Here is a 21,607-nt window from a genome sequence, read left to right on the forward strand (position 1 = left end):
TCCATGGCCCTGCCCCCGCTGTTCGATCGCCTGCGCCTGCCCGTCATCGGGTCGCCGCTTTTCATCATCTCCGGTCCGGAGCTGGTCATCGCCCAGTGCAAGGCGGGGATCGTCGGATCCTTCCCGGCGCTGAACGCCCGGCCCGAGTCGCTGCTCGACGAATGGCTGCACCATATCACCGAGGAACTGGCGGCGTGGGACCGCGATCATCCGGACACGCCCGCCGCGCCCTTTGCGGTGAACCAGATCGTCCACCGCTCCAACCCGCGGCTGGAGCATGACGTCGCGGTCTGCGCCAAGTGGAAGGTACCGATCGTCATCACCTCGCTCGGCGCCCGGCCGGAGGTGAACGACGCGGTTCATGGCTGGGGCGGCATCACGCTCCACGACGTGATCGACGACGTCTTCGCGCACAAGGCGATCGAAAAGGGCGCCGACGGCCTGATCACCGTCGCCTGGGGCGCGGGCGGCCATGCGGGCAAGCTCAATCCCTTCCCCTTCGTGGAGGAGGTGCGCCAGTGGTTCGACGGGCCGGTGGTGCTCTCGGGCGCGATCGCCACGGGCCGCGGCGTGCTGGCGGCGCAGGCGCTGGGCGCCGACCTCGCCTATATCGGATCGGCCTTCATCGCCACGGCGGAGGCGAACGCATCGCCCGAATACAAGCAGGGCATCGTCGATGGCCGCGCGGCCGACATCGTCTATTCGAACCTCTTCACCGGGGTCCATGGCAACTATCTGCGCCAGTCGATCGTCAACGCCGGGCTGGACCCCGATCACCTGCCGGAAAGCGATCCCAGCAAGATGAACTTCGGCGGCGCCAAGGCGTGGAAGGACATCTGGGGCTGCGGCCAGGGCATCGGATCGGTGGATGCGGTGGAATCGGCCGCGGACCGGATCGCCCGCATCAAGGCCGAATATGACGCCGCCCGCGCCCGCCTGCTGGGATAGCAACCCTTTGCCGGCGATGGCCGTGGCGCGGCGATAGAATTCCTGGAAAGCCCCGCGAATTCCTAGAAAGCGCGCGCCAGCCGGTCCATCATCCCGCGCGCCGGGCTGTGCGCGATCACGGGTTCGTCCAGCGCGGAATCGAGCCGGGCGACGCGGCGGTAGAGGTGCATGCTCGCCTCCACGATCGCGGCGGCCTGCACCGGCATGGTTTCCAGCAGCCGCGCCTCGGTCTCCGGCGCGGCGCCCAGCCGGCGCGAGGGGCGCAGCGCCTCGTCCGCCGGGATTTCCCCCGAATCCACCGCACGCTGGGTGAGCAGCCAGGCGATGATGTGCATCAGCCGGGTGGTGACCTTCAGCGACTCGCAACTGAAGGCGACCCGGTCGAGCGCCGCGAGCGCATCGCGCTCGTCGCGGCCCACCGCGTCGAAATATCCGCGCGCCTCATCCGCCAGCAGCATCGCCTCGACATAAAGCGAGTCGACCAGCCTGCGATGAATCGGCGCGGATGCCCAGCTTCCCCTCATGCCGCAAACGCTGCCACAGCGAACATGGTAAGCAAATGCTTAATATCGCTACGCATGCGTCCCGATCCGGAGCGGTTGCGCGCGGTTCAGGCGATGATGTCGGGGATCAGCCGGTCTTCCAGCATCGCGATCTCGTCGCGAAGGCGCAGCTTGCGCTTCTTCAGCCGCGCCGCCTGGAGCTGATCGACCGATCCGGCGCCCAGCAGCGCGGCGATGGCCGCGTCCAGATCGCGGTGCTCGGTGCGTAGCAGCTCGAGCCGCCGGCGGATCTCGCTTTCATCCATTCCGGCGATGTTCTGCACCAAAGCCGGGGCCGGGAGCAACAGCCCATCGCAGCTCCTAAGGAGTTCACCGAATATGACGATTTCTTTACCTGACAAGGCCGAGGAAAGGTGATCTACTGCCGTTTCCACCTATCGTAAGGAGGACCGCTTCCATGCAGAACGGGCATATCGAAGCACTTTCGGCCAAGCACAACTCGCTCGATCGCCGTATCTCCGCCGAGTTGCAGCGCCCCCTCCCCGATCACATGCTGATCGCTGAGCTCAAGAAGCAGAAGCTGCGTGTGAAGGACGAACTTACCGGCTGATCCCGGCCCTCCTGCTCCGGCGCTGCCCCGCTTGCCCGTGCGGGCGGGGACGGCCCCTCGCAAACCCGGCACCGGCCGCCGCCCTGCCCCGGCACGCCCTCTGGCTTGTGCCCGGTGCGGACAGGCGAATCGCATCCGGCCGCCCTTCCGGACGGCCGCTGCCGATTTGCGATGATGAGGGGACGATGCGCCGCGGCGCCGCTTAGCGCGGGCGCAGGATCGGCTTGACGAAGCTGGGAGTGTGCTTGCCCTGGCCCACCGGCTTGCGGGCCAGCATCGGATCGATTTCACGCTCGAAGGCCACGCCCACGCGGCCCTCCGCGCTCCAGGCGATCCGCCCGCGCACCCAGCCGACGCCGCGCACCTCAACCGCAACCGGCGTGCCCGATGCGATCGGATCGGAATATTCCGCCATCAGCCCGCCCGACGAAAGGTTGCGGACGCGGACCACCGTGGCCTCCCCGCCATCGCCGATGCGGAAGCTGGCCGACAGCAACAGGCTGTCGCGCGATCCGGTGCGCTGGCCGGTGAAATCATCGGCCGAAAGGGCGGTTAGCGGGTCGTACGAAAACTGTTCCATCCTGCCTGCCCAATGCGTTGCGTTGCGTGCGGGCGCGAATAGACCAGCAAAGTTTATCGAAAGCGTTAAACCGGCGCGCGGGAAGCCCCCGGACGCCATGCCGCCGCCGGAGCCGCGCAGGCCGCGCGGCCGCCGCTATTCGTCGCGGCTCACCTTCTCCTGGCGCTCGTGGCGCTCCTGCGCTTCCACCGTCATCGTGGCGGTGGGGCGCGCCTCCAGCCGGGCGAGCGGAATCGGCTCGCCGGTCACCTCGCAATAGCCATATTCCCCCTCGTCGATGCGGCGCAGCGCCGCGTCGATCTTGGAGATCAGCTTGCGCTGGCGATCGCGGGTGCGCAGCTCGATAGACCAGTCGGTCTCGCTCGACGCGCGATCGGTCAGGTCCGCCTCGCGCAGCGATTCGGACTGAAGCTGGGAAAGCGTCCCCGCCGCCTCGCGATAGATCGCGTCCTTCCAGGCGTGGAGCTTCTCACGAAAATATTCGAGCTGCCGCGGGTTCATGAACGGCTCGTCGGAACTGGGCCGATAACCGTCGTCACCGTCGTTGGCCGCGCTGGGGGCATCCTTGCCCGGCTCGTCAGCACGATCCCACACCGAAGCCATACCCACTCTCCACACCGGTTTCCCAGCGGCGCAGCCACGGAGAATACCGCCCTAGCCCGGAGGCGCTATACTTTCGCGCGACGGGCTTAACAAGCCGATCATTTGGCCCGAATCCGCGCGCAAACGTCCCGTAATATGGAGGAAATTTCACGAAGCTGAACCGGGATTAGCCGCCAGACCGGCGGAATTAACCGTGTTTCTTAGTATTTACCTTACTAATCCCTCATGTATCCGTGCCGTAACCGGACATTAACCATCACAAGATCAGCACATGGTGGAAAATCGAGCAAAGAAGATGGTAAACGTGCGTTAACGCACTTGCGCTTAATAGTTTGTTTTGCACTTTTCCTGCATTGCTGTCGGGCTAGCTGCTGACAGTTCCGTCGGATCAGACGGCCTGCGGCAAGGGAAGAGTTGGGACACCATGTCGGTACGGATGGCCTTGGCGAAACTCTGCGCCTGCGCATGCGGGGGCGCCGTCGTTGGCGGCGGCACCGTCTATGTCGCAGAGAATCCGCCCGCACGTGTCGCGGTCGCGAAGAAGACGGTCGCCCAGAAGCGCGTCGTGCGCAAAACGGTGAAGCGCGCCGCGCCCCGCGTCGTGCGCCGCACCGTCACCACCACGCAGCAGGGCCAGCCCCAGGTCGTGGTCGTCACCGCCCAGGGCGCGCCGATCCCGGTGCCGCCGGGCTTCGGCGGATCCAGCGGCGCGATGCCGATCGTCTCGTCCAGCTCCAGCGGTTCCTCCAGCTCGTCGGGCGTGATCGGCGGGTCGAGCGGCGGCGGCTTCATCGGCGGCTTCTTCGCGGGCGGCTTCTTCGGCAGCTCGGGCAGTAGCGGATCCAGCGGCAGCTCGGGCAGCAGCGGCATCAATATCGAGATTTCCTCGACCTCCAGCACCAGCGGCGGATCGACCTCCACGGGCGGATCGTCCACCTCGACGGGCGGCTCCTCCACCTCCACCGGCGGGTCCTCGACCTCGACGGGCGGGTCCTCGACGGGCGGTTCCTCCACGTCGACGGGCGGGTCCTCGACGTCGAGCGGCAGCGTGAGCAGCACCTCGTCCACCGGCGGTTCCTCCACCGGCGGCTCCTCATCGTCCACGTCCAGCGGCAGCGTCAGCTCGACCTCGTCGACCGGCGGGTCCTCGACCAGTTCCTCGACGGGCGGCTCCTCGACCAGCTCGTCCACGGGCGGGTCGTCCACCTCCACCAGCTCGTCGACCGGCGGCTCCTCGTCCTCGACGTCCAGCGGGGTTTCGACTTCTTCGTCGAGCGGCGTTTCCACCTCGTCGAGCAATTCCAGCGGCGTCTCCACCTCTTCGAGCAACTCGAGCGGCGTTTCGACCTCGTCGAGCACCTCCTCGTCCAACTCGAGCGGCGTCTCCACCTCCTCGTCGAACTCTTCGAGCACCTCGTCGTCGAACTCCTCGTCCACGTCGAGCAACGGTTCGAGCAGCCACGGCTCCTCCAGCCATGGATCGTCGAGCCACGGTTCGAGCGGCTGGAGCAATTCGAGCGGCTGGGGTTCCAGCGGCTGGGGTTCGAGCAGCCACGGATCGTCGAGTCACGGATCGTCCAGCCACGGCGGTTCGTCAGGCTCGTCGGGCGGCCCCGCGCCGGTGCCCGCGCCGCCGATGATCCTGCTGTTCGGCGGTGCCGCCGCCGCGCTGGTCGCGCGCCGCCGCCTCAAGCGCAGCAAGGACAAGACGGAGGGCTGATCCCGCGGGTCCTGGCGTGGGCGCAGCCGGATCGGCCGCGCCCCGCGGATCACTCGGCCAGCAGCAGCTTCTCGATTTCCGGGATCGTGTGGCGGGTCAGGTCCTTGGCGATCTCGCTCGCCAGCCGTTCGGTGAGGTGCCGGTCATAGTGGCGGCGCAGCTCGCCCAGCGTCTCGGGCGGCGCGACCACCACCAGCCTCTCGAACTCGCCCGCCAGCGCGCCCGCGTTCAGCATCGCCGCCGCCTCGGCCGCGAACCGGTCCTCGGCGATCTGGTGATAGTCGGCCGGCTCGATCGTGCCGGAGCCCCATTGCCCGCCGGCCACCCGCGTCCCCATCGCGCGGCCCGCCAGATCGGTGGCCTGTTCGTGCGTAGGCGGGTTTTCGCCGGCGTCGCGCTTCAGCTCCAGGCGGAGATCGGGGTAGCGCGCGTCGCCCGCGTTGCGCAGGAACAGCAGCTTGCGTCCATCGGCGATCACGATCGCGGTGTCGTGGGGAAGCTCCATCTCAGCTCTCCTCGGCATTGCCAGACGATACGGTGCATCAACGCGAAGAGGACGGCGATGGTTGCCCGTCGGTGGCGATGCCCCCGGCCGCGGCGCACGAACCCGCTTGGGATCGACTCGGGTTGCGCCCATCGCCGCCCCCCGTCATAGGGCGTGCCCCATGCATGATATCCGCTCCATCCGGGATGATCCCGATGCCTTCGATCGCGGGCTCGCGCGCCGCGGCCTCGCGCCCATGGCGGCGGAGCTGGCCGCGCTGGACGAGCGCCGCCGCGCGCTGATCACCGAGATCCAGGCCGGCCAGGCCCGCCGCAACGAGGCTTCGAAGGCGATCGGCGCGGCCAAGGCATCGAAGGACGAGGCCGCCGCCCAGGCGCTGATGGCCGAGGTGGCGCAGCTCAAGGAGCGCCTTCCCGCGCTGGAGGCGGAGGAGAAGGAGGCCGGCGACGCGCTGACCGCGCGGCTGGCCGCGCTGCCCAACCTCCCCCACCCCGACGTGCCCGAGGGCGAGGACGAGGACGGCAACGCGCTGGTCCATGAGCGCGGCACCCGCCCGGACTTCGCCTTCGCCCCCGCCGAGCATGACGCGATCGGCCCCGCGCTGGGGCTGGATTTCGAGACCGGCGCCGCGATGTCCGGCGCGCGCTTCACGCTGCTGCGCGGACCCGCGGCGCGGCTTCACCGCGCGCTGGGCCAGTTCATGCTCGACGTGCTTTCGGGCGATCATGGCTATGAGCAATGCTCGCCGCCGCTGCTGGTGCGCGACGAGGCGGTGTTCGGCACCGGCCAGCTCCCCAAGTTCGCCGAGGACCTGTTCCGAACCAACGACGGCCGCTGGCTGATCCCCACCGCCGAGGTGAGCCTGACCAATATCGTCCGCGAAAAGATCCTGAGCGAGGAGGAGCTGCCGTTCCGCTTCACCGCGCTCACCCCCTGCTTCCGGTCGGAGGCCGGGGCGGCGGGACGCGATACGCGCGGATTCATCCGCCAGCACCAGTTCGAGAAGGTGGAGATGGTGTCGATCACCACCCCCGAACAGTCCGAGGCGGAGCATGAGCGGATGACCGCCTGTGCCGAGGATATCCTGACGCGCCTGGGCCTGCCGTTCCGCCGGATGAAGCTGTGCAGCGGCGACATGGGCTTCACCGCCGCGCGCACCTATGACCTTGAGGTGTGGCTGCCCGGCCAGGGCCGCTATCGCGAGATCAGCTCCTGCTCGACCTGCACCGATTTCCAGGCCCGGCGGATGAACGCGCGCTATCGCCCCGCGGGCGAGAAGGCGACGCGCTTCGTCCATACGCTCAACGGATCGGGGCTCGCGGTCGGCCGCACGCTGGTCGCGGTGATCGAGAATTACCAGCAGGCGGACGGCGCCGTCGCCGTGCCGGAGGCGCTCCAGCCCTGGCTGCGCGGCCTCAGCCGGCTGGAGCCCGCGACCGGGAAACTTCCTGCCTGACGCACGGCGTTAACCACGCTATGGTGCGCGGGCGGGAGGGAATTGTGGACAAACTGCGCAGGAGCGCGATGGGAATCTTGCCGCTGGCGTTTCTGGTGCTGGGCGGATGCATTCCGCGTGCCGTGGAACCCGGAACCTATGGCCCGCCCGGCCCGGCGGCCGACTATCGGCCCGCGCCCGGCGGCGGCCAGCCCTATGATCCCACGGCCTATCCGCGATACGGCCAGGATGCGCCACCCGCGCAGCCGGTGCGCCAGAGCTGGGAGATGCGCCCCGTCGCCCCCGGCGCCACCCGGGTGGAGCGCAGCACCTATACGGTGCGCAACGGCGATTCGCTGCGCCTGATCGCGATCAAGACCGGCGCGGGGTCCGAGGCGATCGCCCGCGCCAACAATCTGGCCAAGCCCTACACCATCTTCCCCGGCCAGCAGCTCGTGATCCCCGCCGGCCTCTATCATGTGGTGCGCGAGGGCGAGACGGGCATCGCCATCGCCCGCGCCTATGGCGTCGACTGGAGCCGCATGGTGGAGATCAACGACCTTGCGGAGCCCTATATCCTGCGCGCCGGAATGCGCGTGCTGATCCCGGAGGCGGGGCCGGAAACGCTGGAGCAGCGCGCGGCGCGCTTCACCATCGACATCGACGATATCGTAACGGGCGGCCAGCCCGCGCTGGCGGACAGCGGCAAGCCCGCGCGGCCCAGCAGCGCGCCCTCGCGCCCGCTGCCCGCCACCGCGGCGGTGGCGCCGCCCGCGCGGCTAAGCGGCGGCTTCCGCTGGCCGGTGCAGGGCACGGTGATCAAGCGCTTCGGCCCCGGCGCCAGCGGCGAGCGCAACGACGGCATCAAGATCGCGGTGCCGCTCGACACGCCGGTGCTGGCGGCCGCGGACGGCGTCGTCGCCTATGTCGGCAGCGACGTGCCCGCGCTGGGCGGGCTGGTGATCCTGCGCCACGGCGATTCCTGGTCCACCGTCTATGGCCACGCCGGGCAGTTGCTGGTGCAGCGCGGCCAATCGGTGAAGAAGGGCCAGATGATCGCGCTATCGGGCAACTCCGGCTTCGCCGACCGGCCCGAGCTGCATTTCGAAATCCGCCAGGGCCGCACGCCCGTGGACCCGCTCCCCCGCCTTCCCGGGCGCTGACGCGATGGCGCAGCGCGACGGGATTCTGCGGCGCAGGTCGGGGTTGCCGGTCTGGGCGTCGATTGCCATTCGCGTGACCGCCGTGCTGGCGCTGCTTGGGCTGGCAATACTGGTCCACTGGATCGAGCGGGACGGGCTGAAGGATACCGCCGACGGGCATGTCAGCTTCCTCGACATCCTCTATTTCACCTCGATCTCCATTACCACCACCGGCTATGGCGATATCGTGCCGGTCAGCGACAGCGCGCGGCTGTTCGACGCGCTGGTGGTTACGCCGATCCGCATCTTCGTGGTCCTGATCTTCCTCGGCACCACCTATAATTTCGTCATCAAGCGTTCGTGGGAGAGATGGCGCATGGCAGTGATTCAGCGAAACCTGTCGGGCCACATCATCGTCGCCGGATATGGCAAGACCGGGTCCGACGCGGTGGACGAGCTGATCGCCCGCGGCGTGCCCGCGTCGAAGTTCGTCGTTCTGGATGGCGATGCAGGCGCGCTCGCCCGTGCGGAGGCGCGCGGATGCAATGTGATGCCCGCCGATGCCACGCGCGATGCCGTGCTGGAGGAAGCGCGCATCCGCTGGGCCGAATCGATGATCGTCGCCGCGGGGCGCGACGACACCTCGATCCTGATCACGCTCACTGCGCGGCATCTGGCCCCGCAGCTCCCGATCAGCGTAATCGTGAAGGCGGACGACAATGAATTTCCGGCCCGCGCCGCGGGCGCCACCACCGTGATCAACCCCGTCAGCTTCGCCGGGCTGCTGCTCGCCAGCTCATGCACCGGGCCGCATCTGGCCGATTATCTGATGGACCTCGCCTCGATCCGGGGCCGTGTCGCGCTCGCCGAGCGGAGCGTGGCGGCCGATGAGGTCGGCAAGCCTCTTCGCGCGATCGCCACGGGCCTGGGCTTGCGGATCTACCGCGACGGCCAGCCCTATGGCTTCGCCGAGCCCGAAGCCGCGAAGCTAGAGCCCGGCGATACGATCATCGAGATCGTGACCTGAACGGCGCGGATCAGCGCAGCAGCACGATCAGCCCGCCCATCACCAGATAGTTGACCAGCCAATATCCCGCGTCGATCGCGAACAGCGTGATCGTGAGGCGCGAGAAGAGGTAGTTCACCGCCATCGCGGGGATGATGAAGCCCACCGCGACGCCGCCCGCGATCATCAGCGAAAGCTCCGTGCTGGGCACGCCATAGCTGGCCAGCGTGTGATCCAGGATGAACGCCATGAACAGGTTGAGCACGAAGGTGGTGCCGAAGATCAGCGCCATGTTGGCGCCCTGCTTCAGCTTCTCCGCGTCCAGCCCGCGCGCTTCGGCCCATTTGCGGCCGAACAGAGGACCGTACCACAGCCCGCCGATCACGAATCCCGCGAGCGCGGCGGCAATGACCGCCAGCCAATGAATTTCGGTGCCCATTGCACCCTCCCCTCCTGTTATCCCGCGCCCAGCCTATGCCGAAAGCGGGCAGGAGGAAAAGATGCCGCGGGCGGCGCGGGTTCAGAACACCGCTTCGAGCATCACCAGCGTTGGATCGCCGTCCACCGCATGCGCCTTGAAGCCCATCTCGCGCTCCAGTTCGATCGTCGAGTGATTCTCGCGGCTCTCGATCGAAAGCAGCTTCTGCACGCCGCGGCGGCGCGCCTCGCCCGCCAGGAACTCGAGCAGCGACCAGCCGATGCCGCGGCCCTTCATGTCCTCGCGGATGGAGATCGCGACCTCGGCCGTGCGCATCCCCTTGTCGCAGGCGAGCATGCCGGAGGCGACCGCCGCACCGTCTTCGTCGAACGCCAGGAAGCTCTCGGTCTGCCAGTGATCGACATGGGTGATCGCCGCCACCTGGTCCGCGCCGATGTGATTGCACGCGCTCAGGAAGCGGAAGCGCCGGTCCTCGGCCGACACGGCGTCGAACAGCTCGGCGACGGTATCGTCGTCGTCGGGCGTCGCCGGACGGACGGTGATCGCCATCCCCGAACGGGTCGCCAGGCGGACCGGATGCGCGAGCGGGGCTACGGGAAGCGTGGTCATTGCAGGTCTCCGATGAAGCACGTGGCGCCGCTCTAGGCCCCCTGCTGCGCCGCACCATTCGTAAACCCCCGCAACCCCCGCCGCTCCACTCTCTGGTATTCCGCCCGCAACGCGCCTATCTGCCCGCGCGATCATGGCGACCAAACTCCCCGAGGCCCCGAAGGTGGGCATGGTGTCGCTCGGCTGTCCCAAGAACCTGGTGGACAGCGAGCGCATCCTGACCAAGCTGCGTTCCGACGGCTATGCCATGTCGGCCGATTATGCCGGCGCGGACGTGGTGCTGGTGAACACCTGCGGCTTCCTGGACAGCGCCAAGGAGGAATCGCTGGAGGCGATCGGCGAGGCGATCGCCGAGAACGGCCGCGTCATCGTCACCGGCTGCATGGGCAAGGAGGCTGAGGTGATCCGCGCCCGCTTCCCCAACGTCCTCGCCGTCACCGGGGCGCATCAATATGAGGAAGTGGTCGGCGCCGTCCACGAAGCCGCGCCGATGCCGCCCAACGCCTTCCTCAACCTGGTGCCCGAGGCGGGGCTGAAGCTCACGCCGCGCCATTACAGCTATCTGAAGATTTCGGAGGGCTGCAACCACCGCTGCGCCTTCTGCATCATCCCCGCGCTGCGCGGCGATCTGGTAAGCCGCCGCCCCGACGCGATCCTGCGCGAGGCGGAGAAGCTGATCGAGGCGGGCACGCGCGAGCTGCTGGTGATCAGCCAGGACACCTCGGCCTATGGCGTGGACATCCGCAAGGAGCCGCGCATGTGGAAGGGGCAGGAGATCGTGCCCCATATGACCGATCTCGCCCGCGCGCTGGGGCAGCTCGGCGGACCGGAGGGGCGGCCCTGGGTGCGGCTCCATTATGTCTATCCCTATCCGCATGTGGATCAGGTGATCCCGCTGATGGCGGAGGGGCTGGTGCTGCCCTATCTCGACATCCCCTTCCAGCATGCCAGCCCCGGCGTTCTGCGCGCGATGCGCCGCCCCGCCAACGAGGCGAAGGTGCTGGAGCGGCTGGCGAACTGGCGCGCGATCTGCCCGGATATCGCGATCCGCTCGACCTTCGTCGTCGGCTTCCCCGGCGAGACGGAGGCCGACTTCGAATATCTGATGGAATGGCTGGCGGAGGCGCGGCTGGATCGCGTCGGCGCCTTCCGCTTCGAACCCGTCGAGGGCGCGGCGGCCAACGCGCTGCCAAATCCGGTGCCGGAGGAGGTGAAGGAGGAGCGCTACGCCCGGCTGATGGAACTGACCGCGCGCATCTCGGCCGAGAAGCTGGAGGCCAGGGTGGGCACCACGATCGACGCGATCATCGACGAGGTGGACCCCGAAGGCGGCGCCACCGGCCGCAGCAAGGCCGACGCGCCCGAGATCGACGGCCAGGTCTTCCTGCGCGACGCCGGCCATCTGGCGCAGGGCCAGATCGTCCGCGTGCGCGTGGAGGACGCCGACGAGCACGACCTCTACGGCGTGCCGGTATAGCGCGGCTTTCGATCCGGTCGCACCGAGTCTCCGCTCTATTCTTCCCTGTCCGCCGCGATAGAGTCCGCGCCATGTTCCCGCGTCTCGCCCTTGCCCTGCTCGCGATCGGCATCTGCACCAGCGCCGCCCGGGGACAGGTGACCGCGCCGGTCGATCCGCTGACCGTCGCCGACGACGATTTCGCCCGACACCGCGACCCGGCCGAATGGCGCGGGCTGCGCGTGACCCGGATGGAGTTCACCGAGGAGCGCGCCGCGTGGCGGCTGTGGCGGATCGCCGATCCCGCCCGCCCGCGCGGCCCGCTGTGGTTCGTGCCGCACGACGACGAGAATGCGGCGTTCGATGCCGCGCTGGCCGGCCTGCGCAAATATGGCGGGGTGCTGATCGCGGTCGATTCGGGCATCGCGCCGGAATCCGACGGCCGCCGCCGCAACGCGGCCGTCACGCGCGGGCGGACGATCGATCCCAACCGCAACTTCGACGGCGCGATCCCGCTGTTCGCCGAATCGGTGCTGGGCGAATACCGCCGCGGCGCCCGGCCGATCGTGGCGCTGCACACCAATTCGCCGGGATTCGATACCGCGCGTTCCCGGTGCAACCGCGACGATCCGCCGGGCGAGGGCCGAATCTCGATCCGCTATTGCGATCCGGTGATGCAGCCCGTCCCCTCCCCCGCCGCTCTCTGGCCGTTCGACGATCCGGACACGCTGGCGATCGTCGCCCATCGCCATGCCGCCGCGCGCTGGTCCGGCTATTGCGGCAAGGCGCTGGAACAGGCCGGGTTCAACCTGGTGTTCGAGCGGGTGCTGACCAGCGACGGATCGCTGTCGAACCACGCGCTGCTGCGCGGGCTGGACTATGTGAATTTCGAGACGCGCGACCTTGGCCTCGATCCGGCGGGGCTGGCCGAAGCGAGCGGCCGCCTGACCGCGATGATCGATCGCGCGCTGCCGCTGTGCCAACACCGCTGAACCGGCCGGGGAGCCACCTGCACCAGCCGGGCACGCTGCCCGCAAGCACTTGAAAATCGCGGCACAATAGCTTGCCGCCGCGCCCTCAAGTCCCAGATTGGCCACAATTGGGCATGTTCAGGGGCCGATCGCTCCTATATGCTTAATCGACGGGTCGGGACGGGAGTTGCGCGGTGGCGCCGGAAGATCGGCAGAGTGTGGGTCAACAGGGGATCATGCCTACCGAAGTGCTTACCGAGGCGCAGCTCGCGTGCCTGCGCCTGGTTCACAAAGGCCCGTCGAAGGTGATCGCTAAGGAACTTGGCATCTCCCACCATACCGTGGACGATCATCTGCGCGAGGCGATCCGGCGCCTCGGCGTTACCAAGCGGCATGAGGCCGCGGCGCTGCTATCCCATTGGGAACAGGCATATCCCCAAGGATTGAGGGCTCAATCGCCAGCGGTTGCGAATTCCCCGGAACCGGCAATGATCGGCGTGTCACCGGCAATGGCCGGGGCGGAAATGCCGGCCCAGGAAAATCTGGCGAAAGAAGAGCGCGCGGAATTCGGCGCTCCGGCCATCGGTTCGATGGGGTTCGGCAAGGTGACGCAGTATTGGTTCGGAAGCCTGTTCGCTGAACTGACCGGCAAGGACCGACTTCGCGGCACGCTGATCCTGGCGCTGATTGTCAGTGTCATCGTTCTCGTGCTGGTTGGTGTCGGCAACGCGGTTCAGAGCTCGGTCCAGGCATACTTCGGCCGCTGACCGTCAGGACATCGCTGAACAATTGCAACCGCGGCCCACCGGGTTCCGCGGAAGGGAGACTCGCATGCCCAACAAGCTTTTCGAAACCGCCACCCAGCTCTCGAAGACCTTCATGCCCGCCGAGCGCACCCAGAGCGCCGCGGCCGTCCAGGCCGCCCGCAGCCTGATCATCGCGCTCGAGGCGCGCCGCCATCCGGAATTCGCCAATTCCGCCTGCGATGCGGCGCTCAACGCGCTGGTGCGCGGCATCTCGCATTCGGTGGAGGCGGATACCGCACTGCGCGAGGCGCACCGCAAGTTCGCGAAGATTGTCGGCCACACCAGCCTGCCCGAGCTGGGCTGGGGCTGCGACATGGAGGAATGCCCCGGAGCTCCGGAGCCGAACGGACGGGCCACCCCGCTCCGCGTTGCCGCCTGATCCCGGCCCTGCAATCCAGGCCGGCGGCTTGACGGGGAGACGTCCTGATGGTTGGCTCATCCCGCAACCATGGTCTTCTACATCGCCTTTATCGCCCTGATTTTCGGAGCCTGTCTCTACGCCTGGCGGCGTGGAGGCGGGCCCGAACGGGCGGTGGCCGGGCTGTTCGCGGCGGCGTGGCTGCTCAGCACGGTGAGCGCGCGGATCGTGGTGTATATGAGCCAGGGGACGGGGGCCGGGCGCTTCCGGACGGTGGGCTATCACACGCTGGCGATCGACGTCCTGCTGCTGATCGGCCTGCTGGCGGTCTCGCGGCGCGCGAACCGCGCATGGCCGGTGGTGGTGGCGGGATTGCAGACCTTGATCGTCCTCGCCCATGTCGCGCGGATGGCGAGCCCGCACCAGTTCGGCCTGGTCTATATGATCATGACCCAGGCATGGCCCTATTTGCAGGTGCTGATCCTGATCGCGGGCATCGCCCTCCATTGGCGGCGTACGGTGACCCAAGGTGCCGAGCCCTCCTGGAAGAACTGATCGGCCAGGCCGTGCCCGGCGCCGCCGGGGCGGCGGACCTGCTGCTGGAACGCTTCGGCTCGCTCGGCGCGGTGCTGACCACCGACCGGCATACGCTGGCCGCGACCACGGGCGATCGGCGCCTCGCCGCGCTGCTCGATTGCGTCCATGCGATCGTCGGTCATGTGCTGCGCAGCGATATCGCGGGGCGGACGCTGATCGCCGACGAGGAGGCGGTGGTCGCCTATCTGCGCGGAACCTGCGGCCATGCCCGCAACGAGGAGCTGCGCGTCCTCTATCTGGATGCAAAGAACCAGCTCATCCACGAACGCGCCTTTCCCGGTTCGGTCGACGAGGCGCCGTTCCACGTCCGCGAGATCCTGCGCCGCGGGCTGGACGTCGGCGCGGCGTCGCTGATCCTGGCGCACAACCATCCTTCCGGCGATCCCGCGCCCAGTGCGGCGGACCGGGAAATCACCCAGCGGCTGACGCGCGCGGCGGCCGACATCGGCATCGCCGTGCTGGATCACATCATCGTGACGCGGACGAAGAGCTTCAGCTTTCGCCTGGGGGCGACGATTTAGGGGAGCGCTTGCGCGATCCGCCCCAGGGCAACCGGTCCTCGCGCACGACGCGGATCTCGCTGCCTTGCGGCATCGTGTCCAGCCCGTGCTGGAAATGCGCGGCCGGCAGATCGAGCCCGAGCTGATCGCAAAGCGCGATCGCTTCGGCGGCCAGTGCCCGCGCGCGCTCGATATCGGCTTTCCTGGTCATCAACCCCGCAACTCCGCAACCGCCCGGAAATCGGCGGGGCCAGCCGGTTCGCGCCAGAATTTTGCGCGCGGACAAACTTATCCAACGGCAAGGCCGCGGCACGGTCAACCCCGTGTAAACCCGGAACGGCGGCGAAATCCGGCGTTATCCTGTCCCGGAATCGCGCGCGTTCTCTTGCCGGAAATCGCCGCAAGCCCCATTCCGGCGCAGTTTTCCAGGGATCGGCACGTCAAGCCAACCGATCGCACGCGCAGGGCCTAGCCGAATGCGTGCGCGCATCCTAGATCGGCTCCATGCCTGATCTTTCCCTGCTGCTTCAGCCCGACCGCGGCCAGACCGCCCGTTCCATCCAGCTCATCGACGCCAAGGGGTTCGAATCCTGGCTCGCCGCCCAGCCGCCGCGCCACCGCGCGGCCGCGACGGCGCAGAAGCTCGCGCCGGTGGGCTATGCCAGCGCGATCCTGCCCGGCGATGGGCCGGACGACTGGTCGGTGGTCAGCGTGGTGGCCAATGTCGATCGCCTCTCGCCGTGGTGCCTCGCCCGGCTGGCGGAGACGCTGCCCGAGGGCACCTATCGCCTTGAGGGCCGCGATCCCGGCCCCGCCGCCTATGGCTGGCTGACCGCCCAGTACAAGTTCGACCGCTATCGCAAGGACGATCGCGCCCAGGGGCCGCGCGTGCTGCTCACCGGCGATCCGGCGCGCGTGGACGATACGGTGCGCGTCGCCAACGCGACCTACCGGATCCGCGACCTGGTGAACCTCGGCGCCAACGATCTCGGCCCCGCAGAGCTGGAGGCGGAGGCCGACGCCATCGCCAAGACGCATGGCGCCACTCTCACCGTCACCCGCGGCGATGCCATCGCCCAGGGCTATGGGATGATCTGGGCGGTGGGTAAGGCCGCTGGCAAGGGCCGCGAGCCGCGGCTGGTCGAAATCGAATGGGGCAACCCCGATCATCCGCGCGTGGCGATCGTCGGCAAGGGCGTGTGCTTCGATTCGGGCGGGCTCGATATCAAGCCGGCCAGCGGCATGCGGCTGATGAAGAAGGACATGGGCGGTGCGGCGCATGCGCTGGCGCTGGCCGATCTGATCATGGCATCGCGCCTGCCGGTGCGGCTGCACATGCTGGTGCCCGCGGTGGAGAACGCGATCTCCGGAGAGGCGACGCGCCCCGGCGACGTGATGCGCAGCCGCAAGGGGCTGACGGTCGAGAACAGCAACACCGATGCCGAGGGCCGGCTGATCCTGGGCGACGCGCTGACCAAGGCGGGCGAGAGCGCGCCGGAGCTGGTGATCGACTTCGCCACGCTCACCGGCGCCGCGCGCGTCGCGCTGGGCACCGATCTCCAGGCGCTGTTCGCGAATGACGACACGCTCGCCTCCGAACTGCTCGGCGCGGCGGAGGCGGAGGCGGACCCGATGTGGCGCCTGCCGCTCTACGATCCCTATGAAGAGCTGCTGAAGTCCGACGTCGCCGATGTCGTCCAGGCGGCCGAGGTGCCCTGGGGCGGCGCGCTCACCGCGGCGCTGTTCCTGCGCAAGTTCGTGCCGCACGGCGCGCAATGGGCGCACCTCGACATCTTCTGCTGGAACGGATCGGCCAAGCCGGGCCGCCCCAAGGGCGGCGAATCCGCCGGGCTGCGCGCCGTGTGGAAGGTGCTGAAGGACCGCTACGCCGGCGGCTGAGCCCGCCGGCGCGACGGCCGCCGCGCGTTACAGCGCGGCAGCAGCCTCGATGATCGGAACGAACTTCGCGGCGGTCAGGCTCGCGCCGCCCACCAGTGCCCCGTCCACGTCCGCGCAGGCGAGCAGCGACGCGGCGTTCCCCGCGTTCACCGATCCGCCATAGAGGATGCGCACCGCATCCGCCTCCGCGCCGATCAGCGCGCGCAGCTTCGCGCGGATCGCGCCGTGCATCGCGGCGACATCGGCCTCGGTCGGCGTGCGTCCGGTGCCGATCGCCCAGACGGGCTCATAGGCAAGCGCCAGCCAGCTTCCCGCCGCGCCATCGGGCAGCGATGCAGCGACCTGCGCGGTCACCACCGCCTCGGCCCGGCCCGCGTCGCGCTCTTCCAGCGTCTCGCCGATGCACAGGATCGCCTGCAGCCCGGCGCCGTGCGCGGCCTCGGCCTTGGCCTTCACCTCGGCGTCGGTCTCATGCTGGGCGGCGCGGCGCTCGCTGTGGCCGACGATGGCCAGCCGGGCGCCCGCCTCCACCAGCATCGGCGCGGCGACGCAGCCGGTGTGGGCGCCGTTGGGGCTGGCGTGGACGTCCTGCGCGCCCACCGGCATCGCCCCGGCGGCTTTGGCGGCGGCGGAAATCAGCGTGAACGGCACGCAAAGCGCCACGTCGACGCCGGGATTCGCGGCAGCGGCGGCGGCGATCGCCGAAACCTCCGGCAGGTCGGCCTTCAGCCCGAACATCTTCCAGTTTCCGGCGACCAGCTTGCGGCGCATCGCTTGTTCCCCCTGTTGTTTTGACCCTGTCCGGGGCGGATAGCAGCCCCTGCCTCGCGCACAAGCTTGAAGGGCAACCCGCCAGCCCCTAAAGCACGGCCAATTTCCTCAACAAGCGGCTCCCCATGCTCAACGCATTTCGCAATTTCACCAAGTCCAAGGTCGGCATGGCCGTCGTGTTCCTGGTGCTCGTACTGATCGCCGTCGCCTTCGCCGCGGGCGACATCACCGGCATCGGCGGCAACCGCGCCAGCAGCCCCAGCAAGGCGATCGCCAAGATCGGCGACCGCGAAATCACCGCCGCCGATCTGCGCCAGCGCATCGACGACATCCTCGATCGCGCCCGCAAGTCCGGCCAGGCGATGACGATGCAGGAGCTGGTGGCCAACGGCGGCGTCGAATATGCGCTGCGCGATGCCGCGCTGAGCGCTGCGGCCGAGGAATATGCCCGGCTGCACGGCGTAACCGTCAGCAGCCGCTATATCGACAGCGAGATCGCCAATACGCCGGAATTCCGCGCGGTGGACGGCAAATTCGATCAGAAGCGGTTCGAGGCGGCGCTCGCCGGGGTCAACCTGACGCCGGCGCGCTATCGCGGCCAGCTCAGCGAGGCGAGCTATGTCGCCTGGATCCTGCGCCGCGACCTGCGCCAGCCCTATGTGCCCGATGGTCTGGTGAACAGCTATGCCACGCTCGGCCTGGAACGCCGCTTCGGCGCCGCCGCGCTGGTGCGCCGTACCGACATGGACCCCGGCCCCGATCCCGACGACAAGGCGCTCACCGCCTTCTACAGCGCCAACAAGGCACGCTATTCGATCCCCGAACGCCGCGTCCTTTCCTATGCGCTTGTCCGCGCGGACCAGTTCAAGGCCCAGTCCGCCCCGACCGAGGCAGAGATCGCCGACGCCTACAAGCGTTCGGGCAATCGCTATGCCGCGGCCGAAAAGCGCACCGTCCGCCAGCTCGTGCTGCTCGACCAGGCCAGCGCCACCGCCGCCGCCAACGAGGCGAAGGGCGGCAAGACGCTCGAAGCCGTGGCGCAGGAGCGCAAGCTGGAGACCGCCTCCTTCGCCTCGCTGGAAAAGGCCGAGCTTGCGGCGCAGACCAGCCAGGCCGTGGCCGACGCCGCCTTCGGCGCGGCCGAGGGCGCTGTCGCCGGTCCGGTCCGCGGCAAGGTCGGCTGGGCCGTGGTGCGTGTCGAGAAGGTCGAGAAGATCCCGGCCAAGTCGCTGGATGAGGCACGCGCCGAGCTGACCGCCGAGCTTGCCAAGACCAAGGAGATCAACGCGCTGGCGAACCTGCGCCAGTCGATCGAGGATGGCATCGGCGACGGCCGCACCTTCGCTGAGCTGATCCGCGACACCAAGCTGACCCCTGCGCGCACCGCATCGCTCACCGCGGGCGGCGTCAACCCGGACGATCCCGCCTCAAAGCCCGATCCGGCGCTGGCCGAGATCATCCGCGGCGGCTTCGCCGCAGCGGCGGATGAGCGCGAGCCCCAGCTTGTGCCGGTCGGTGCCGAAGGCGGCTTCGCGATCGTCGCGATCGAGGGCGTGACCCCCGCAACCGCGCGCCCGTTGGCCACTGTCCGGGAGAAGGTACTCGCCGACTATCGCGCCGACCAGCAGCTCAAGAAGGCCCGCGCGATCGCCGACGAGATCGTCAAGAAGATCGCCGCCGGCACGCCGTTCGAGCGCGCCGTGGTCGAAGGCGGCGCCAACCGGATACCTGCGGAGAAATTCCAGGCCCGCCGCAGCGAGCTGCGCCCGGACGTGCCGCCCCAGGTGCGCGCCGTGTTCCAGCTCGTCGCCGGCAAGGCGCGCGCCGTGCCGGCCCAGGATGGATCGGGCGTCTTCGTCTCCTATCTGGAGAAGATCGAGCAGACCGACATCTCCAAGGAAGGCCAGCTTCTCGCGCAGATCCGCAACGGCCTTGGCCAGCAGGTGACGCAGGAGCGCGCGATGCAGTTCTTCGACGCGATCAAGAAAGAGCTGAAGTACAGCGAGAACAAGCAGGCGCTGGACGCCTTCAAGGCCAGCCTGCTCGCCGGCCCCGGCGGCAACTGACCCTATGGAGGGAATCGAGGCCGCCCGCGCGGCGCTCCGGGAAGGCCGGCCGGCGCTGCTCTGGCGCCGTCAGGTCGCCGATACGGAAACGCCCGTCGCGGCGGCGCTCAAGCTGATCGAGCCGGGGCGCGGCGATTTCCTGCTCGAATCGGTCGAGGGCGGCTCGGTTCGCGGGCGGCACAGCCTGATCGGGCTGGCTCCGGACCTGGTGTTCCGCGCGACCGGCGACGAAGCCGAGATCAACGCCCATTGGCTGACCGATCGCGCGGCCTTCACCCCCTGTCAGGCGCCCGCGCTGGAGGCGCTGCGCGCGCTCGTCTCCGAATGCCGGATGGAGGTGCCGGAGGCGCTGCCCCGCGCGCTGGCCTGCCTGGTCGGCTATTTCGGCTATGAGACGGTGGGGCTGGTGGAGCGGCTGCCCCGTCCCGCCCCCAATCCGATCGCCGTCCCCGACATGATGTTCGTGCGCCCCACCGTGGTGCTGATCTTCGACCGGCTGGCCGATACCCTGTTCATCGTATCCCCCGTCTGGCCCGGCCATGATGCGGAGCGCGCGATCCGCCAGGCGGAGGAGCGGATCGACGCCGTCGCCGCCAAGCTGGCCACCGCCGCGCTGCCCGCCCCCGCCCGCGCCGATCCCTATGACGTGTCGCTGGAGCCGGTGCTGGCGCCCGGCCGCTATGCGCAGATGGTGCGCGAGGCGAAGGAGTTCATCGCGGCGGGCGACATCTTCCAGGTGGTGCTGGCGCAGCGCTTTACCGTGCCCTTCGCGCTGCCGCCGTTCGAGCTGTATCGCGCGTTGCGCCGGGTGAACCCCTCGCCCTTCCTCTATCACCTCGATCTGCCCGGCTTCGCGCTCACCGGATCGAGCCCGGAGATACTGGTGCGCCTGCGCGACGGCGAGGTGACGATCCGCCCGATCGCCGGCACCCGCCCCCGCGGCCGCACCGCCGCGGAGGACGAGGCCAACCGCGTCAGCCTGCTCGACGATCCCAAAGAGCGCGCGGAGCATCTGATGCTGCTCGATCTGGGCCGCAACGACGTGGGCCGCGTCGCCACCGCGGGCAGCGTGCATGTGACCGACAGCTTCGGCATCGAATTCTACAGCCACGTGATGCACATCGTGTCGAACGTGGTCGGCCGCATCGGCAAGGGCAAGGACGCGCTCGACGCGCTGTTCGCGGGCTTTCCGGCGGGCACCGTTTCGGGCGCGCCAAAGGTGCGCGCGTGCGAGATCATCGCCGGGCTGGAGCCGGAAACGCGCGGCCCCTATGCCGGCGGCGTCGGCTATTTCTCGCCGGATGGATCGATGGATTCGTGCATCGTGCTGCGCACCGCGCTGGTGAAGGACGGGCTGATGCACGTCCAGGCCGGCGCGGGGATCGTGGCCGATTCCGATCCTGCCTATGAGCAGCGCGAATGCGAGGCGAAGGCGGGCGCCCTGCTCGCCGCCGCGCGCGAAGCGATCGCGCGCGCGGCGGAGGCGCGGTTCGGCCAATAGGCGACCGTCCCCGGTCTTGAGTCTGTCGGCCCTTGGCGGAATCGGCTCCAGCCCAGATAAGACAGTCTCAAGCCGGGAGAAGGCGGCGCCTCAGGGAATATTCGCCTCGCGCACGCGGCGCTCCAGCCGCTCGCGCGCCCATTGCTCGATCATCGAACGGGTGCAGCCGGTCTGGCCGCCGCTGCCCACGGGCGAACAGCTATTGGGCAGTCCGACACGGTTGACCTCCTCGATAATCTCGGCCCGGCGGCCCCAGGCCACGCCGTCCGGACGGTCGCTCGGCTGGTCGCGGAATTCCTTCGGGATGCGATAGGGCGAATCGCCGCCCTTGGCGCAAACCACGATCTCGTCCGGGTCCGTGCTGGCCGGGCAGGTTTCCTCGCCGAACAGGATGATGTTGCGGATCCGCTTGGGCGGGTCCTCCGGCGCGGGAGCCTCCTGCGGCATGACGGGCGCCAGGATGGCGGCGAGAACCAGGCTGATCATTCATACTCCTCAGGCAACTAGGCACCCCTGCCGAATGCACCATTGCGCCATAGTGTGGCGGGCGCATGGCGCAATCCGGCTTGCCCCGTACGCCGG

General features: G+C 68.8%; 25 protein-coding genes. 14 read left to right on the forward strand and 11 right to left on the reverse strand.

Annotated features, from left to right (window positions below; all coding sequences use genetic code 11):
- Nucleotides 1-3: 3 nt before the first annotated feature.
- Nucleotides 4-948 carry an NAD(P)H-dependent flavin oxidoreductase gene (locus OM513_RS16870; protein ID WP_264945831.1) on the forward strand — a complete coding sequence of 315 codons (945 nt, stop codon included), beginning with the start codon at nucleotides 4-6 and terminating at the stop codon, nucleotides 946-948.
- 62 nt (nucleotides 949-1,010) lie between these two features.
- Here OM513_RS16870 and OM513_RS16875 read toward each other — a convergent pair whose 3' ends face one another.
- On the reverse strand, nucleotides 1,011-1,472 hold the full coding sequence (locus tag OM513_RS16875; protein WP_264945833.1) for a DUF1465 family protein: 462 nt from the start codon (nucleotides 1,470-1,472) through the stop codon (nucleotides 1,011-1,013).
- An 86-nt stretch (nucleotides 1,473-1,558) separates the two neighbouring features.
- Nucleotides 1,559-1,756: a DUF465 domain-containing protein gene (locus OM513_RS16880; protein WP_264945834.1), complete on the reverse strand. Its 198-nt coding sequence runs from the start codon at nucleotides 1,754-1,756 to the stop codon at nucleotides 1,559-1,561.
- 152 nt (nucleotides 1,757-1,908) lie between these two features.
- On the opposite strand from OM513_RS16880, the gene OM513_RS16885 reads away from it, so the two are divergent.
- A complete protein-coding gene (locus OM513_RS16885) occupies nucleotides 1,909-2,061 on the forward strand; it encodes a YdcH family protein (RefSeq protein ID WP_264945836.1) in 153 nt (50 codons plus the stop codon).
- A 202-nt stretch (nucleotides 2,062-2,263) separates the two neighbouring features.
- Here the strand turns inward: OM513_RS16885 and OM513_RS16890 are convergent, their stop codons facing one another.
- The 4 genes from OM513_RS16890 to OM513_RS16905 form a co-directional block, all read right to left on the reverse strand.
- Complete coding sequence (locus OM513_RS16890; RefSeq protein ID WP_264945838.1) at nucleotides 2,264-2,641, reverse strand: PilZ domain-containing protein; 378 nt, start codon at nucleotides 2,639-2,641, stop codon at nucleotides 2,264-2,266.
- 135 nt (nucleotides 2,642-2,776) lie between these two features.
- On the reverse strand, nucleotides 2,777-3,244 hold the full coding sequence (gene dksA / locus OM513_RS16895) for an RNA polymerase-binding protein DksA (RefSeq protein WP_264945839.1): 468 nt from the start codon (nucleotides 3,242-3,244) through the stop codon (nucleotides 2,777-2,779).
- A gap of 498 nt (nucleotides 3,245-3,742) precedes the next feature.
- On the reverse strand, nucleotides 3,743-4,756 hold the full coding sequence (locus OM513_RS16900; protein ID WP_264945840.1) for a hypothetical protein: 1,014 nt from the start codon (nucleotides 4,754-4,756) through the stop codon (nucleotides 3,743-3,745).
- Nucleotides 4,757-5,013: 257 nt separating this feature from the next.
- Nucleotides 5,014-5,469 carry a host attachment family protein gene (locus OM513_RS16905; protein ID WP_264945842.1) on the reverse strand — a complete coding sequence of 152 codons (456 nt, stop codon included), beginning with the start codon at nucleotides 5,467-5,469 and terminating at the stop codon, nucleotides 5,014-5,016.
- A 160-nt stretch (nucleotides 5,470-5,629) separates the two neighbouring features.
- Here OM513_RS16905 and serS point away from each other — a divergent pair, with 160 nt between their 5' ends.
- From serS to OM513_RS16920, 3 genes are all read left to right on the forward strand, one after another.
- The gene (gene serS / locus OM513_RS16910) at nucleotides 5,630-6,925 is read left to right on the forward strand and encodes a serine--tRNA ligase (protein ID WP_264945843.1); all 1,296 of its coding nucleotides are present in this window, start codon (nucleotides 5,630-5,632) and stop codon (nucleotides 6,923-6,925) included.
- Between the two features lie 68 nt (nucleotides 6,926-6,993).
- Nucleotides 6,994-8,067 carry a M23 family metallopeptidase gene (locus tag OM513_RS16915; protein WP_264945844.1) on the forward strand — a complete coding sequence of 358 codons (1,074 nt, stop codon included), beginning with the start codon at nucleotides 6,994-6,996 and terminating at the stop codon, nucleotides 8,065-8,067.
- Between the two features lie 4 nt (nucleotides 8,068-8,071).
- A complete protein-coding gene (locus OM513_RS16920; RefSeq protein ID WP_264945845.1) occupies nucleotides 8,072-9,073 on the forward strand; it encodes a potassium channel family protein in 1,002 nt (333 codons plus the stop codon).
- Between the two features lie 10 nt (nucleotides 9,074-9,083).
- Here OM513_RS16920 and OM513_RS16925 read toward each other — a convergent pair whose 3' ends face one another.
- Together OM513_RS16925 and OM513_RS16930 are read right to left on the reverse strand one after the other, a co-directional pair.
- A complete protein-coding gene (locus tag OM513_RS16925; protein ID WP_264945847.1) occupies nucleotides 9,084-9,491 on the reverse strand; it encodes a DUF1761 domain-containing protein in 408 nt (135 codons plus the stop codon).
- Nucleotides 9,492-9,572: 81 nt separating this feature from the next.
- Nucleotides 9,573-10,100 carry a GNAT family N-acetyltransferase gene (locus tag OM513_RS16930; protein WP_264945848.1) on the reverse strand — a complete coding sequence of 176 codons (528 nt, stop codon included), beginning with the start codon at nucleotides 10,098-10,100 and terminating at the stop codon, nucleotides 9,573-9,575.
- 133 nt (nucleotides 10,101-10,233) lie between these two features.
- Here OM513_RS16930 and rimO point away from each other — a divergent pair, with 133 nt between their 5' ends.
- The 6 genes from rimO (at nucleotide 10,234) to OM513_RS16960 (ending at nucleotide 14,809) form a co-directional block, all read left to right on the forward strand.
- Nucleotides 10,234-11,577 (forward strand): 30S ribosomal protein S12 methylthiotransferase RimO, encoded by a 1,344-nt coding sequence (rimO, locus tag OM513_RS16935; protein WP_264945849.1) that lies wholly within the window; start codon nucleotides 10,234-10,236, stop codon nucleotides 11,575-11,577.
- Between the two features lie 71 nt (nucleotides 11,578-11,648).
- Nucleotides 11,649-12,548 (forward strand): hypothetical protein, encoded by a 900-nt coding sequence (locus OM513_RS16940; protein ID WP_264945852.1) that lies wholly within the window; start codon nucleotides 11,649-11,651, stop codon nucleotides 12,546-12,548.
- Between the two features lie 173 nt (nucleotides 12,549-12,721).
- Complete coding sequence (locus OM513_RS16945) at nucleotides 12,722-13,294, forward strand: helix-turn-helix transcriptional regulator (protein ID WP_264945853.1); 573 nt, start codon at nucleotides 12,722-12,724, stop codon at nucleotides 13,292-13,294.
- 64 nt (nucleotides 13,295-13,358) lie between these two features.
- Nucleotides 13,359-13,712: a hypothetical protein gene (locus OM513_RS16950; protein WP_264945854.1), complete on the forward strand. Its 354-nt coding sequence runs from the start codon at nucleotides 13,359-13,361 to the stop codon at nucleotides 13,710-13,712.
- A 51-nt stretch (nucleotides 13,713-13,763) separates the two neighbouring features.
- Nucleotides 13,764-14,246 carry a hypothetical protein gene (locus tag OM513_RS16955; RefSeq protein WP_264945855.1) on the forward strand — a complete coding sequence of 161 codons (483 nt, stop codon included), beginning with the start codon at nucleotides 13,764-13,766 and terminating at the stop codon, nucleotides 14,244-14,246.
- Nucleotides 14,247-14,257: 11 nt separating this feature from the next.
- On the forward strand, nucleotides 14,258-14,809 hold the full coding sequence (locus tag OM513_RS16960; protein WP_264945857.1) for a JAB domain-containing protein: 552 nt from the start codon (nucleotides 14,258-14,260) through the stop codon (nucleotides 14,807-14,809).
- On the opposite strand, the gene OM513_RS16965 is transcribed toward OM513_RS16960, so the two are convergent.
- Nucleotides 14,781-14,999, reverse strand: a complete 219-nt coding sequence (locus OM513_RS16965) for a hypothetical protein (RefSeq protein ID WP_264945858.1) — start codon at nucleotides 14,997-14,999, stop codon at nucleotides 14,781-14,783. The two genes, OM513_RS16960 and OM513_RS16965, sit on opposite strands and share 29 nt — an antisense overlap.
- 293 nt (nucleotides 15,000-15,292) lie before the next feature.
- Between OM513_RS16965 and OM513_RS16970 the strand changes: the two genes are divergently transcribed.
- Nucleotides 15,293-16,687 carry a leucyl aminopeptidase family protein gene (locus OM513_RS16970; RefSeq protein ID WP_264945859.1) on the forward strand — a complete coding sequence of 465 codons (1,395 nt, stop codon included), beginning with the start codon at nucleotides 15,293-15,295 and terminating at the stop codon, nucleotides 16,685-16,687.
- 27 nt (nucleotides 16,688-16,714) lie between these two features.
- Here the strand turns inward: OM513_RS16970 and tpiA are convergent, their stop codons facing one another.
- On the reverse strand, nucleotides 16,715-17,458 hold the full coding sequence (tpiA, locus tag OM513_RS16975; RefSeq protein WP_264945860.1) for a triose-phosphate isomerase: 744 nt from the start codon (nucleotides 17,456-17,458) through the stop codon (nucleotides 16,715-16,717).
- A 125-nt stretch (nucleotides 17,459-17,583) separates the two neighbouring features.
- Between tpiA and OM513_RS16980 the strand changes: the two genes are divergently transcribed.
- Nucleotides 17,584-19,524 carry a peptidylprolyl isomerase gene (locus OM513_RS16980; RefSeq protein ID WP_264945863.1) on the forward strand — a complete coding sequence of 647 codons (1,941 nt, stop codon included), beginning with the start codon at nucleotides 17,584-17,586 and terminating at the stop codon, nucleotides 19,522-19,524.
- Nucleotides 19,525-19,528: 4 nt separating this feature from the next.
- Complete coding sequence (locus OM513_RS16985) at nucleotides 19,529-21,025, forward strand: anthranilate synthase component I family protein (RefSeq protein WP_264945864.1); 1,497 nt, start codon at nucleotides 19,529-19,531, stop codon at nucleotides 21,023-21,025.
- 90 nt (nucleotides 21,026-21,115) lie between these two features.
- Here the strand turns inward: OM513_RS16985 and OM513_RS16990 are convergent, their stop codons facing one another.
- Nucleotides 21,116-21,511 (reverse strand): hypothetical protein, encoded by a 396-nt coding sequence (locus tag OM513_RS16990; RefSeq protein ID WP_264945865.1) that lies wholly within the window; start codon nucleotides 21,509-21,511, stop codon nucleotides 21,116-21,118.
- Nucleotides 21,512-21,607 lie beyond the last annotated feature (96 nt).

Origin of the sequence: Sphingomonas canadensis (genome assembly GCF_026013525.1) — a bacterium.
In the GTDB taxonomy this organism is placed as follows: Bacteria; Pseudomonadota; Alphaproteobacteria; order Sphingomonadales; family Sphingomonadaceae; genus Sphingomonas; species Sphingomonas canadensis.

Coding starts and splice junctions, on each gene's coding strand:
- OM513_RS16870 (WP_264945831.1), top strand. CDS start 4: ATGGCCCTGCCCCCGCTGTTCGATCGCCTGCGCCTGCCCGTCATCGGG.
- OM513_RS16875 (WP_264945833.1), bottom strand. CDS start 1,472: ATGAGGGGAAGCTGGGCATCCGCGCCGATTCATCGCAGGCTGGTCGAC.
- OM513_RS16880 (WP_264945834.1), bottom strand. CDS start 1,756: ATGGATGAAAGCGAGATCCGCCGGCGGCTCGAGCTGCTACGCACCGAG.
- OM513_RS16885 (WP_264945836.1), top strand. CDS start 1,909: ATGCAGAACGGGCATATCGAAGCACTTTCGGCCAAGCACAACTCGCTC.
- OM513_RS16890 (WP_264945838.1), bottom strand. CDS start 2,641: ATGGAACAGTTTTCGTACGACCCGCTAACCGCCCTTTCGGCCGATGAT.
- dksA (WP_264945839.1), bottom strand. CDS start 3,244: ATGGCTTCGGTGTGGGATCGTGCTGACGAGCCGGGCAAGGATGCCCCC.
- OM513_RS16905 (WP_264945842.1), bottom strand. CDS start 5,469: ATGGAGCTTCCCCACGACACCGCGATCGTGATCGCCGATGGACGCAAG.
- serS (WP_264945843.1), top strand. CDS start 5,630: ATGCATGATATCCGCTCCATCCGGGATGATCCCGATGCCTTCGATCGC.
- OM513_RS16915 (WP_264945844.1), top strand. CDS start 6,994: ATGGGAATCTTGCCGCTGGCGTTTCTGGTGCTGGGCGGATGCATTCCG.
- OM513_RS16920 (WP_264945845.1), top strand. CDS start 8,072: ATGGCGCAGCGCGACGGGATTCTGCGGCGCAGGTCGGGGTTGCCGGTC.
- OM513_RS16925 (WP_264945847.1), bottom strand. CDS start 9,491: ATGGGCACCGAAATTCATTGGCTGGCGGTCATTGCCGCCGCGCTCGCG.
- OM513_RS16930 (WP_264945848.1), bottom strand. CDS start 10,100: ATGACCACGCTTCCCGTAGCCCCGCTCGCGCATCCGGTCCGCCTGGCG.
- rimO (WP_264945849.1), top strand. CDS start 10,234: ATGGCGACCAAACTCCCCGAGGCCCCGAAGGTGGGCATGGTGTCGCTC.
- OM513_RS16940 (WP_264945852.1), top strand. CDS start 11,649: ATGTTCCCGCGTCTCGCCCTTGCCCTGCTCGCGATCGGCATCTGCACC.
- OM513_RS16950 (WP_264945854.1), top strand. CDS start 13,359: ATGCCCAACAAGCTTTTCGAAACCGCCACCCAGCTCTCGAAGACCTTC.
- OM513_RS16965 (WP_264945858.1), bottom strand. CDS start 14,999: ATGACCAGGAAAGCCGATATCGAGCGCGCGCGGGCACTGGCCGCCGAA.
- OM513_RS16970 (WP_264945859.1), top strand. CDS start 15,293: ATGCCTGATCTTTCCCTGCTGCTTCAGCCCGACCGCGGCCAGACCGCC.
- tpiA (WP_264945860.1), bottom strand. CDS start 17,458: ATGCGCCGCAAGCTGGTCGCCGGAAACTGGAAGATGTTCGGGCTGAAG.
- OM513_RS16980 (WP_264945863.1), top strand. CDS start 17,584: ATGCTCAACGCATTTCGCAATTTCACCAAGTCCAAGGTCGGCATGGCC.
- OM513_RS16985 (WP_264945864.1), top strand. CDS start 19,529: ATGGAGGGAATCGAGGCCGCCCGCGCGGCGCTCCGGGAAGGCCGGCCG.
- OM513_RS16990 (WP_264945865.1), bottom strand. CDS start 21,511: ATGATCAGCCTGGTTCTCGCCGCCATCCTGGCGCCCGTCATGCCGCAG.